The organism is Salisediminibacterium beveridgei (assembly GCF_001721685.1).
In the GTDB taxonomy this organism is placed as follows: Bacteria; Bacillota; Bacilli; order Bacillales; family Salisediminibacteriaceae; genus Salisediminibacterium; species Salisediminibacterium beveridgei.
In genome coordinates this window covers 3,172,378-3,184,946 of sequence record NZ_CP012502.1, presented here as the reverse complement: position 1 = coordinate 3,184,946, position 12,569 = coordinate 3,172,378, and the positions used below count along the sequence as shown (strand labels likewise).

The 12,569-nt window shown below is 48.5% G+C and carries 9 protein-coding genes, 4 tRNA genes and 1 rRNA gene; 13 read left to right on the top strand and 1 reads right to left on the bottom strand.

Annotated elements, in window-relative coordinates; all coding sequences use genetic code 11:
- Positions 1 to 157 precede the first annotated feature (157 nt).
- The gene (locus BBEV_RS14940) at positions 158 to 1,987 is read right to left on the bottom strand and encodes a UbiD family decarboxylase (protein ID WP_069366186.1); all 1,830 of its coding nucleotides are present in this window, start codon (positions 1,985 to 1,987) and stop codon (positions 158 to 160) included.
- A 188-nt stretch (positions 1,988 to 2,175) separates the two neighbouring features.
- Between BBEV_RS14940 and BBEV_RS14935 the strand changes: the two genes are divergently transcribed.
- From BBEV_RS14935 to glmS, 13 genes are all read left to right on the top strand, one after another.
- Positions 2,176 to 3,228 carry a P-loop NTPase gene (locus tag BBEV_RS14935; RefSeq protein ID WP_069366185.1) on the top strand — a complete coding sequence of 351 codons (1,053 nt, stop codon included), beginning with the start codon at positions 2,176 to 2,178 and terminating at the stop codon, positions 3,226 to 3,228.
- 313 nt (positions 3,229 to 3,541) lie between these two features.
- On the top strand, positions 3,542 to 4,213 hold the full coding sequence (locus BBEV_RS14930) for a KinB-signaling pathway activation protein (RefSeq protein WP_069366782.1): 672 nt from the start codon (positions 3,542 to 3,544) through the stop codon (positions 4,211 to 4,213).
- A gap of 61 nt (positions 4,214 to 4,274) precedes the next feature.
- Positions 4,275 to 4,391 (top strand): 5S ribosomal RNA (gene rrf, locus BBEV_RS14925).
- A 111-nt stretch (positions 4,392 to 4,502) separates the two neighbouring features.
- Positions 4,503 to 4,577: transfer RNA gene (locus tag BBEV_RS14920), tRNA-Asn, on the top strand.
- 1 nt (position 4,578) lies between these two features.
- Positions 4,579 to 4,654: transfer RNA gene (locus BBEV_RS14915), tRNA-Thr, on the top strand.
- 21 nt (positions 4,655 to 4,675) lie between these two features.
- Positions 4,676 to 4,750, top strand: a tRNA-Glu gene (locus BBEV_RS14910).
- Positions 4,751 to 4,754: 4 nt separating this feature from the next.
- Positions 4,755 to 4,829 (top strand) — tRNA-Gln (locus BBEV_RS14905).
- Positions 4,830 to 5,158: 329 nt separating this feature from the next.
- Positions 5,159 to 5,722 (top strand): RNA polymerase sigma factor SigW, encoded by a 564-nt coding sequence (sigW, locus tag BBEV_RS14900; protein WP_069366184.1) that lies wholly within the window; start codon positions 5,159 to 5,161, stop codon positions 5,720 to 5,722.
- A 15-nt stretch (positions 5,723 to 5,737) separates the two neighbouring features.
- Positions 5,738 to 6,376, top strand: a complete 639-nt coding sequence (locus BBEV_RS14895; RefSeq protein WP_069366183.1) for an anti-sigma factor family protein — start codon at positions 5,738 to 5,740, stop codon at positions 6,374 to 6,376.
- 210 nt (positions 6,377 to 6,586) lie between these two features.
- Entirely contained in the window at positions 6,587 to 7,405 is an 819-nt protein-coding gene (cdaA, locus tag BBEV_RS14890) for a diadenylate cyclase CdaA (RefSeq protein WP_069366182.1), read from the top strand.
- Complete coding sequence (locus BBEV_RS14885; protein ID WP_069366181.1) at positions 7,398 to 8,717, top strand: CdaR family protein; 1,320 nt, start codon at positions 7,398 to 7,400, stop codon at positions 8,715 to 8,717. Before cdaA ends, BBEV_RS14885 begins: the two co-directional genes overlap by 8 nt.
- Positions 8,718 to 8,823: 106 nt before the next feature.
- A complete protein-coding gene (gene glmM / locus BBEV_RS14880; protein ID WP_069366781.1) occupies positions 8,824 to 10,185 on the top strand; it encodes a phosphoglucosamine mutase in 1,362 nt (453 codons plus the stop codon).
- A gap of 493 nt (positions 10,186 to 10,678) precedes the next feature.
- The gene (gene glmS, locus BBEV_RS14875; RefSeq protein WP_069366180.1) at positions 10,679 to 12,484 is read left to right on the top strand and encodes a glutamine--fructose-6-phosphate transaminase (isomerizing); all 1,806 of its coding nucleotides are present in this window, start codon (positions 10,679 to 10,681) and stop codon (positions 12,482 to 12,484) included.
- Positions 12,485 to 12,569: the final 85 nt, after the last annotated feature.

The window sequence follows — 12,569 nt, the reverse complement described above, 5'->3', positions numbered from 1 at the left end:
TCGCTCCAAGCAAAAGCTTGCCCCAAGGGAAGAAGATGCATCAGTGCAACTTATTGGTGAATTGATAGCCGCATTATAGAGTAAAATATCAACCCCTGATGAGAATAAAACAAAAAGCGCTGCCTGAAATCTAATCCGGCAGCGCCTTTTTGTTGGGTCAGTATTGGCCTTTGGCCATGTTGTCAAAGAACTCAGCTACTTTTTCTTCTGTTTCCGGGTCTGCAATGAGCGGTGGCGCATGGTGCGGTTTGATGCGGGCGTCGATGATCATTGTGTCGCAGCCCCAATGCTTATTGTTATACGTTTCGTTAACGCCATGCACGTCATGGGATGGATTACTCCGGGTAAAAGTGACCCAGACGAAATTGTTTAAGGTGTCGCTGGTGAAAGTGGCATCATCCACAACGACAATCAGTGGTGTGCCGTCGAGGTCTTTTTGGTTTTTCAGGGATGATTTCAGTGTTTCCAAATCTTTGAGTGCCTTATCCCGGTGACCGTAAGCGGGCCCTTCCACGGCAACGACCCCTGGCATGACGGGCTGGGCGTTGATGAAAGGTGGTGTGACATCTTTCAATGAATCGGGAATTTGATGGTTCAGTTCCCGACGCTTTTTGCCATAGGCCGCCATCACGACTTTGCTGCCTTCATTTAACCCTTCGCCGGAATAGTCCAGCGTGTCGATGGTGGTCTTCGTCTGAAAATGCAGATCCCGCTGCAAATCGATCCGTTCAAGGATATATTGCATGAAGCCGGCTTCGTCGTGCGTATCCAGAGGCTGATCCTGTTCGGCGGTGATCCAGAGATACTTGGCCAGACTGAGCTGATTTGTACCAAGTACCCGGTTGGCGATGGTTAAGAGCTCCTGGGGCCGGTCCACTTCGTCAAATGGCGTATAACGTTCACTGCCAATAACGAAGAGGAGCGGGTGCACCCCGGCGGCATCGATGGCGTGGACTTCCTGAACACCCGGAATCTCTGATTTGATGGCTTCACCGGTCAGTTCATGGATCAATTCGCCAAATGAGGTATCCTCCTGTGGTGGACGACCCACCACAGTGAACGGCCAGACGGCGTTTTTGCGGGCATATACTTTGTGCACGCGCATCAGCGGAAACTCGTGAGTGAGGCTGTAATACCCGAGATGGTCCCCGAAAGGACCTTCCGGTTTCGTCTCGTTGGGGTAAATTTCCCCTGTGATCACAAAGTCGGCATCGAGACTGACGCAGTAGCCGTCGATGTAAGTATGCCGGAAACGTCTTCCTGATAGAAGCCCTGCAAAGAGAATTTCACTGAGCCCTTCAGGGAGCGGCATGACGGATGCCACACTGTGTGCCGGGGGGCCACCGACGAAAATGCTGACCTTTAAAGGTTCACCCCGTTCCGCTGCTTTTGACTGATGAATACCGATGCCCCGGTGAATCTGGTAGTGAAGACCGACTTCTTCATTTAATTTGAAGTCGTTTCCGGACAGTTGAACCCGGTACATACCGAGGTTGGCATTCATGAGTCCCGGTTTCTCCGGATCTTCCGAGTAGACCTGGGGAAGCGTCACAAATGCACCGCCGTCCTTTGGCCAGCACTGGATTTGCGGAATGTCTTCGATTTTAATTTCATCATGTGTGTCATCGATGGCAGAGGCTGATTGTTTCATCGGCAGTGCTTTCACGGCGGCGAAACCGCTGGTCACGTTTTGAAACGGGTGCTTCAAGGCGTGCATCGGATCGTCCCGCAGTGCGATGACTTTCTGGACGCCCTCGAGGGTGTGGCGGAAGATGAATTTACTCCTTTCGAGGGTTCCGAAAAGGTTCGATACGGCCGGGTAGTTAGAGCCTTTTACATTTTCGAAATACAGGGCAGGCCCTCCGGCGGCGTAGGTTTTCAAATGAATGGATGCCATCTCCAGGTGCGGGTCCACTTCTTCGGTGATCCGCAAGAGATGACCGTGTCGTTCAAGATCTTCGATGCATGCTGACATATTTTCGTACATAGCGGCTGATCCCTCCTAATAGAATCCTTTACAACGGTTGTTCACAACTTTATTTTACGCTAAAACGGGAGAAAATGCAGTCTGGAACTTTTGTGATCAGAATCACCATACATGGAAAATATCTATGTTATAATGAGTGGCGTGGTTAAAGATAAATGACTAGGAATCAAATAAAGGATGGTGTCTTCATGTTAACAGAACAACAAGTGCTCGAAGCGATCAGACCGATTAAGGACCCTCATCTGGGGAAACTGCTGCTGGATCTGGACGCTGTGAAAGAACTGAAAATCAAAGAAAATCTCGTCAGCCTGAAACTAGCGATTGCAGAGCCGGGGACAGCGGAACAAATGCAGCTCCAGCAAGAAGTTGTCAACGCCATTAAAACTGCAGGCGCTGAGTCTGTTGGTCTACGCTTTGAAAAGCTGCCTGAAGAGGTCATTGCCCAGCATGGTGGACAAGCTGAGCAGGAGGCACCTGAGTCGCTCCTTGACCGGACGGATCGCACGACATTCATCGCGGTAACGAGTGGTAAAGGTGGCGTGGGTAAATCCACGGTTTCTGTGAACCTGGCAACGTCCCTGGCCCGTCAAGGCAAAAAAGTCGGCATCATTGACGCGGATATTTACGGGTTCAGTGTACCGGATATGATGGGGATTGAAGAGCGCCCGAAAGTTGTCGGACAGCGAATTTATCCGGTGACACGTTTCGATGTGCAGGTGATTTCCATGGGCTTTTTCGTGGAAGACAATTCACCAATCATCTGGCGCGGACCGATGCTTGGAAAGATGCTCAATAACTTCTTCAGTGAAGTGGAGTGGGACGATCTTGATTACCTGATTCTCGACTTACCGCCAGGAACAGGTGACGTGGCGCTGGATGTGCACTCGATGCTGCCAACGTCTAAAGAGATTGTTGTCACGACACCTCATGCCACTGCAGCCTTTGTTGCAGCAAGAGCGGGTGCAATGGCACTGAAAACCGACCATGAAATTCTGGGTGTTGTCGAAAACATGGCTTACTTTGAGAGTAAGTTGACCGGCGAAAAAGAATACGTCTTCGGAACCGGCGGCGGACAAAAGCTGGCAGAAGAGCTTGAAACGGATATACTGGCTCAGATTCCGCTGGGGCAGCCGGATTTCGATGAGGAAGTATTCGCGCCATCTGTCTACGATGCGGATCACCCGATCGGGAAAATCTATATGGATATCGCCCAGCAGGTCATCGACAAAACAGCAAAATAATTGAGACAATGATAAGCCCTGAACCGATTCGCCGGTTCAGGGCTTTTTTTAGTAGCGTCTGCTTAGAGGGAGTTCAGCCAAATAGCGGATGAAGGGAGTGATTTGTTCAAACGCCACAGTAAATTGGGCAAACCGCGGATAAGGGAAGTTATCTGTCGCCATATCAGGAATCTCGTGCCAAACATGCAATGGATATCATCATTTGGCGTCAATCAACCTTTTAATGGGAACTGATGAACTTTTTCGTCCTCAGAGTGGCGGTCCTGGGCTGAAATTTGATACAATATACGGTGGTAAAGAAGGTTTAGGGGGTATGGCTGTGAATGCCAGGAAAGTTGTGTTTTTATTTTGGTCCACGCTGCTGATTGGAACAGTTGCGGGTACAATTATCGGTCTGATCCAGGGAATTGGCGGTTATTTCGTAGTGATTGTAACGGCTGCATTATGGACGGTTATCGCTCAGATGGGTTTTTTTGCATATCTAACGATCCACCGTTTCGGTTTGGGCGTCTTTAAATCTGCTTCGCTATGGAATAAAGTCCAGCTGATTATCATTGTCTTTGCGTTCTTTGACCTGATGTTCTTCCGGCATTATTTCTTCGCAGGAGAGGGCGATACGATGCTCGGCTATGCGATTATGCCGACGCTTCTTCTGGTTTACGCAGTGTTTGTGGCCTATCTGAAAGCGAAGGATACGAACAGGCACGCCTTTATTCCTGCTTTGTTCTTTATGTATGTTGTCACGATGATTGAATGGATTCCGGCCTTTACCGGGGATGATCTCAGTTTCATCATAAACGCAGTGGTCCCGCTTCTTGTTGCGAATACATGGCAGCTTCTCGTCTTGCACAGGTTGCATGAAATGCCGAATGGGAAACAGCCGACCGCAGAACAATGGAACAAGTGGGAAAGAGAAGGATTTGAAGAACGAAAGAAGGAAAAAGAAAATAAAAAAAATCGTAAAAAAGCGCGAAAAAACGCTTGAATTTTTAATTCGGTCATAGTAAGATATCATTTGTCCGCTTCTTACTGAGGTGGACACACCGTCCGGTGGCGATAGCGAAGAGGTCACACCCGTTCCCATGCCGAACACGGAAGTTAAGCTCTTCAGCGCCGATGATAGTTGGGGGCTGTCCCCCTGTGAAAGTAGGACGCCGCCGGGCGGAACTTTTTTATGCTTATATGAATTGCCATATCCGTTAAAGAGGCAAAGTATAAGTGCAACGAAGGCTTTCGCCATTAAAGCTTGGCGAAAAGCCAGGTTTTCTTTATGATCCACAGTAGCTCAGTGGTAGAGCAATCGGCTGTTAACCGATCGGTCGTAGGTTCGAATCCTACCTGTGGAGCCAGGCTTCCTTAGCTCAGCTGGTAGAGCGCATCCATGGTAAGGATGAGGTCAGCGGTTCGAATCCGCTAGGAAGCTCCATTTTTTTTGTTTGAAATCAATGGCCCGTTGGTCAAGCGGTTAAGACACCGCCCTTTCACGGCGGTAACACGGGTTCGAGTCCCGTACGGGTCACCAATACAGGGGTATAGCCAAGCGGTAAGGCATCGGGTTTTGATCCCGTGTACCGCAGGTTCGAATCCTGCTACCCCTGCCAATTTTTTCGGAAGCTTACATACGCATAATTCGGCTTATCAGACGAAATGACGTCGGATAGGCCGTTTTTTATGCTTTAGGAAAGTTTAACTTTGCTAAAGGATTAAAGTATAAGTGCAACGAAGGCTGTCGCCACTAAATCTTGGCGAACAGTCAAGTTTTCATAACGAATCCACGCAGAATTTCTGTGAGAACATAAAGTAATATGCAAAAAAATAGAAATCTCCCTCGTTTTTTGTGACAGGATAATGATAGAATGAATTAGGAAATGAAACCTGTCGGAACGTTACCCCGTATATGGAGTAACCGCCGAAGCGGAGGATCAGTACTATGGATATGCTCGTTAAAAAACTCGTACTTGAGGTGCGTAAAGGGAACCAAAAGGCTTATGAAGAACTCGTCGACCTGTACAAGGATCAGGTCTATCATATTGCTTACCGGATGCTTGGCAATATGCACGAAGCGCAGGATATCTCTCAAGAGGCTTTTTTACGCGCTTATATGAACATTGATTCCTATGATATCGACCGGAAGTTTTCGACTTGGCTGTTTCGGATCACGACGAATTTGACCATTGACCGCATCAGGAAGCGAAAACCGGATTTTCATCTTGAAGATCCCATTGCCGGCACGGATGGCATGGATCATCACGCCCGTTTTGTAGCGGATATGCCGTTGCCTGAAGACCAGGTGGTACAACTTGAGCAGCAGGAGTGGATCCAAAAGGAGATTTTGGCGTTGCCTCCAAAATACCGGGCAGCCATCGTTTTGAAATACATTGAGGATAAGTCATTGAAAGAGATCAGCGAGATTTTGAATATGCCGGTAGGAACTGTGAAGACTCGGATCCACCGCGGACGTGAAGCGTTGAAAAAGCGGCTCAGCAGTTCATGAAGGGAGGGGCGGCCGATGGCTTGCAGAAAAGAACAATCACAAAGCATTCATAGATATCTCGATGAAGAGATGGATCTCCTGGAACAACGCCAATTTGAAGAGCATGTCAGGGGATGTGAGTCATGCGACAAACATTTATCTGAATTGCGGCGAACGGTTGCCATTGTCCAGAGTACGTCGCACTTCAAGGCGCCGGATCAGTTGACCGATGCGGTCATGGGCAGTCTCCCGAAGCAAAAGCAGACGACGCGGTGGAGAAATTGGGTCCGCGAGCATCCTTTTGTGATTACAGCAGCAACCTTTTTTCTGGTGTTTATGATCAGCCTGTCTGCCGGATTTGGCGGAGAGGATCAGCAGATTGCGGTTACCGGAGACGGCCAGTTCTTTATCGATGATGAACGAGGGGTCGTGGTTGTTCCGGAAGGTGAAGTGATTCAGGGGGACTTGGAGATCCGAAATGGCAATGTGGAAGTCCTTGGTGAAGTGAGTGGCAACATTACTGTGATAAATGGTGAGCATCTGATGGCGTCTGCCGGGCATGTAGCCGGAGAAGTTCAGGAAGTGAACCGCTTTTATAACTGGTTATGGCATGAAATGAAGGATCTGTTCAGTCAGGTGATTCCGATGGAACGCGATAAGGATGGAACAGAGTAACCTCATTCGGGCTTGAGATACAGGGGGAAGTGACATAAGCACACCAGCGGGAACCATTCGGGTGTGCTTTTCTCTATGCATAAACCAATCAACAAAAACAAAAATATCGGAATGATTGTGAGATACCTGCGAGGAACACGTGCGATCTTCCAAGCTTATGTTATAATAAAAAAGTATGTTTATTTTTGAATCGGGTTTGGAGGAACAGCTATGTTTGATGACTTAAGTTTTTGGCGGCTGGTGGCCATCGTTGTGGATATTACGCTGGTAGCCTTTGTGATATATAAATTGATTATGGTGATTCGGGGAACGCGGGCAGTTCAGCTCGTGAAAGGGATTACCGTGGTGCTTTCCGTTTGGTTTTTCAGTGGCTATTTCGGTTTACATACGCTCCAATGGCTGATGCAGCAAGCGGTTATTTACGGTGTGCTGGCCATCATTATTATTTTCCAACCGGAACTCAGGCGGGCACTGGAGCATTTGGGACGGGGAAAGCTGTTTCAAACCTCTTCGATGGCAAATACAGAAGATATTGAAGCGATGATCGGTCACTTAATCAAATCGACGAATTATATGGGAAAGCGGCGCATTGGTGCACTGATATCCATTGAACGAGAAACAGGGATGAATGATTACATCGAGACCGGTGTCAAGACAGATGCGAAACTCTCCACGGAGTTAATGACGAATATTTTTATCCCGAATGCACCGCTTCATGATGGTGCTGTGGTGATACAAAATGGCGCGATAGCAGCAGCAGGCTGTTATTTACCGCTGTCGGAAAATCCGTTTATCTCGAAGGAACTGGGAACGCGTCACCGTGCGGCGCTTGGCGTCAGTGAAGTGACGGATGCGATTACCCTCGTTGTTTCGGAAGAGACTGGTGCGATTTCCATGACAAAGAATGGTGAACTTCACCGGAATCTTGATGAAGAGCATCTGAAGCAGATGCTCGAAAAAGAATTACTCAAGAAAGACGAAGAGAAAGCATCATCCCGTTGGCAATGGGGAGGGAAAGATAATGGATAAACTGTTTGAAAAAAAATGGTTCATCAAAGTCAGTTCCATCACCATTGCCGTTCTCTTGTTTCTGATGGTCAATGCCGATACAACGACGATTAATACAGGCGGTATTCCGGGCATTACCGATGGTTCGAGAGTTATTGAGGAAGCGGAATTGAACGTATATTTCGACGAAGAAAATTATGTCTTGGCAGAAGCGCCGGAGACGGTGCAGGCAACGCTTCGCGGGCCGCAAAACGTGCTGACGTTTTCACAGGTTACCGAAGGCCAGCAGGAATTTTATGTGGATTTGACAGATCATGAACCTGGCGTACATTATGAACGGGTCGAACACCGTGGATTCCCGGCAGACCTGTCGATTTCCATTGTGCCAATGACTGTCAGGATCGTGATCCAGGAACAACAGACAGCTTCTTTTCCTGTGGATGTCGATATTGTGAATGAAGGATTGATTGCAGAAGGGTATGTATTAGGCGAGCCGGAGATTGACCCTTCCACGGTGGATGTAAGAGCGGGTCAAGGGACCATCGAGCAGATTGCCCAAGCGAAAGCCGTGATTGATGTGGAAGCTGTGAATGAAGACATCACCGGTTCGTTCCCTGTAGCGTTTGTCGATGAGAATGGAACCGAACTGGAGTTAACGGCAAATCCGGCAGCAGTGGATATCCTCATTCCGATTACAGCACCGAATAAGTCTGTGCCAGTCCAGGCAGAGCGGGAAGGCAGTCTCGCGGATGGCATGGTCATCGATTCAATTGATTTTTCCCCATCGGAAGTGGATGTTTTCGGCCCTGTCGATGTGATAAATGATATCGACATCATCAATGTGGCGGCGATTGATTTGTCAACTGTAGATGGGAGTGTCGTTATTGAACGTGAAGTGATGGTTCCGGAAGGTGTTGAATCTGTGGAGCCGGAAACGATTCAGGTAACGATCAACATTGAAGAAGAATCAGAACGGGTATTTGATGATTTTGAAATCGATGTGGAAAATGCTTCTGATGAACAAGAGGTAACGTTCGTTCAACCTGAAAACGGCATGTTTGATCTGACCATCGGTGGGAGCGAAACGCTTCTGGAGAGGCTCGTTCGCGATGACCTGCAGGCAAGCATTGATGTGGAAGGTCTTGAAGACGGGGAACATGATTTGACGGTCAACTTCGATGGACCACAGCATATACAGTTCCTGGACGAAGGATTGACTGTGGCGGTTGAGATTTCAAATGGTCAAACAGCCTCAATCAGTGAATCTGATAACGACAATTCCAGTGACGATGAGTCAGATGAAGAAGAACCAAATGACAGTGATACTTCCTGAGGAAGCAATCGTAACGGGCTCATTGTCATTGGAAATAGAGAGAACGCATGAATCACAGATTGACCTCTTGATTTTAAGGGGGGTCATCACTAAGGGAGAGATCGGAATGGGTAAGTTTTTTGGAACAGATGGTGTAAGAGGTGTCGCGAATCAGGAATTGACTCCTGAATTGGCATTCAAGCTTGGACGTTTCGGGGGATACATACTCACGAAGGAAACGAGCAAACCAAAGATTCTCATTGGAAGAGACCCACGCATTTCGGGCCCGATGCTCGAAGGCGCACTCGTTGCAGGTTTGTTATCCATGGGAGCAGAAGTGATGCGTCTTGGTGTCATAACGACTCCCGGTGTAGCCTATTTGACGAAAGCACTCAGTGCAGATGCAGGGGTGATGATCAGTGCGTCTCATAATCCTGTGGAAGATAACGGCATCAAGTTTTTCGGTCCGGACGGATTTAAACTGGTCGATGCGCAGGAGGAAGAAATTGAACGTCTTCTGCATCTCGAAGATGACATGGAAGACGACCTTCCAAGGCCCGTTGCCGGAGAAGTCGGCACGGTCAGTGATTATTTCGAGGGTGGACAAAAGTATCTGCGTTTCCTGAAACGGACGCTGTCTGAGGACTTCAGCGGTTTGAAAGTCGCGATTGACTGTGCACACGGGGCAGCATCATCCCTGGCGAACCATTTGTTTGCAGATCTCGGTGCCGACGATATCTTTTGCATCGGATCAGCGCCGAATGGCGTGAACATAAACGATGGCGTGGGATCAACTCATCCTGAAGGTCTGGTGGACCTTGTCCGCGAAAAAGGCGCAGATGTTGGCCTTGCTTTTGACGGGGACGCGGACCGCTTGATCGCGGTGGATGAAAAAGGTGACATTGTTGATGGGGATCAGATCATGTATATCGTCGCGAAATATCTGTATGACAATGGCCGTCTCGTTGATAATACAATTGTCTCAACGGTGATGAGTAACCTCGGCTTTTACAAAGCATTGGAAGAAGCAGGGATTCAAACGAAGCAGACAGCAGTCGGTGACCGCTATGTGATGGAGGAAATGCGTAACGGAGGTTACTCCCTTGGGGGTGAGCAATCCGGGCACATAATCTTCCTGGAGCACTCCACAACGGGCGACGGTCTCTTAAGCGGGATTCAGTTGCTTCAGATCATGAAAGCAACGGGAAAGCCCCTTTCTGAACTCGCTGGTGAATGGAGCCACTACCCGCAGAAGCTTGTCAACATCAGGGTGGCGGATAAACATGCCCTCAAGGAGAACGGTGCAATTGCAGAAGAAATCCGGAGTGTGGAACAGGAAATGAATGGTGAAGGACGAATACTCGTCCGGCCATCGGGAACAGAGCCTTTGGTCAGGGTCATGGCCGAAGCGCCTTCAACGGAAAAATGCGAATTGATCGTTGATCAGATTGTCGGCGTGGTCAAAAAAGAACTGGGTACCATTGAATAGACTTGCGACGTTTACTCTCTCATAATTGATCTTTGACACAAAAGATTCACGAACAACGAATTGACAGATAACAGAAATTGAGGGAAAATGAGCGGAGCGGGATGATGACCCTTCCGCTCATTTTCATGTGGTCAGATGACTGAAAATGGTGTATGATTAGGCTATTCAACGATGGAGAGGAGGACAGTCGCATAAAAAGCAATCAAAGCGCCAGAACTGTGCTTTTTGAAGAAGGACAGTTGACGAGGTGGAGGTTCATCGAATCATTCGGCGGATGCCTCCCGGCTGATACTGCAGCCGACAAGCATGACCTAAAACGGAAAGGCGACTTTCCCGACAAGAGGTCCTGCACCAGTGCATCATCGCTGTGAAAAGCAGATAACAGCTTACTACCAGCGATTTTCGTTTTGTTTTCAACAGTCAATTAAACAAGAGTGGGGCAGGGGTGCCCCGTGCATTTCTGTCCCACTAATTCAGGGAGGAAATGATTACTATGTGTGGAATCGTAGGATACGCAGGAACAGCTGTAGCAAATGATATTTTATTAAAAGGACTTGAACGCCTTGAATACCGGGGATATGACTCAGCAGGCATTGCACTGGTCAACAGCGACGGGGTTCATGTGTATAAAGAAAAAGGAAGAATCGCAACGCTTCGTGAAAAGATGGAAAAAGCAGATTCCGGAATGGTCGGTATCGGACATACGCGCTGGGCAACCCACGGCGCACCAAGCCAGGTCAATGCGCACCCGCATCAGAGTCATTCAGGACGATTTACTCTCGTTCATAACGGGGTCATTGAGAACTACCAGTACGTGCAGCGTGAATACCTCGCAGATGTGGCGATGGTCAGTGATACAGACACGGAAATCATTGTGCAGCTGATTGAGAAGTTTGCGAATGAGGACGGAATGACAACGGAAGAGGCGTTTCGAAAAACGTTGGGTCTGTTGAAAGGTTCTTATGCGACAGCGCTTCTGGATGAGTTGAATCCGGAAACGATTTATGTCGGCAAAAACAAGAGCCCTCTTTTGATTGGCCTCAGTGATGATGTGAACGTGATTGCCAGTGATGCCATGGCCATGCTTCAGGTGACCAATGAATTCCTCGAGATTATGGACGGCGAGATGGTCATTGTGACCCGTGATGACGTGCAGATTAAGAATCAAGAAGGCGATTTGCTGAGTCGGGATTCTTATATTGCGGAAATCGACTCTACGGATATAGAAAAAGGAACCTATCCACACTTCATGCTCAAAGAAATTGAAGAGCAGCCGTTTGTGATGCGCAATATCATTACGAAGTACAAAGACGAGAACGAAAACATCAAGCTTGATGAGAACATCCGTCAGGCTGTATTGGATGCGGACCGCATCTATATCATCGCCGCAGGAACGAGCTTCAATGCCGGCCTTGTCGGTAAGGAAATGATTGAAAAGATCGCACATATACCTGTGGAAACGCATATTGCCAGTGAATTTCTCTACAACATGCCGATCCTCAGCCAAAACCCACTCTTTATCTTTATCTCACAAAGCGGAGAGACCGCCGATTCCCGTGGTGTCCTCGTCAATGTGAAGGAACTTGGTCATACAACACTGACCATCACAAACGTACCAGGGTCTACCCTGTCGCGGGAAGCAGAGTATACACTCCATACCTACGCGGGACCGGAAATTGCCGTTGCTTCCACGAAGGCCTATACGGCTCAGATTGCAGTCTTGGCGATCCTGTCTGTGGAAACGGCCCGTGCAAAAGGCATTGAAATCGATTTTGATCCGATGCAACAGCTGGGAATTGCAGCGAACGCCATGGATATCTTCATGGAGAAGAAAGACGAGCTCGAACAAATGGCCCGGGATTATCTCAGTGTGACCCCAAACTGCTTTTATATCGGCCGGGGCATGGACTATCACGTCTGCATGGAAGCTTCTTTGAAGCTGAAGGAAATCTCCTATATCCAGGCGGAAGGCTTTGCCGGCGGAGAGTTGAAGCACGGCACCATCGCATTGATTGAAGAAGGTACACCGGTGGTCGGACTGGCTACGCAGGAATCCGTCCATTTGAACCTCCGCGGGAACATGAAAGAAGTCGTTGCCCGGGGTGCGAATCCACTGATGATCAGTATGGAAGGCTTTGACGAAGCGGATGACAAGATCGTCATTCCGCGGGTGAACGAACTGTTCACCCCGCTCGTCAGCGTTATCCCGATGCAGTTCATCGCTTACTATGCGGCACTGCACCGCGGCTGCGACGTCGATAAGCCACGAAACCTCGCGAAGTCTGTGACGGTGGAATAGAGAAGTATGAAGTGATCAAAAATAACCTCTTATGGACTGGAGTCCGTAAGAGGTTATTTTTAATGATCTTGCATTCAATTTGCAT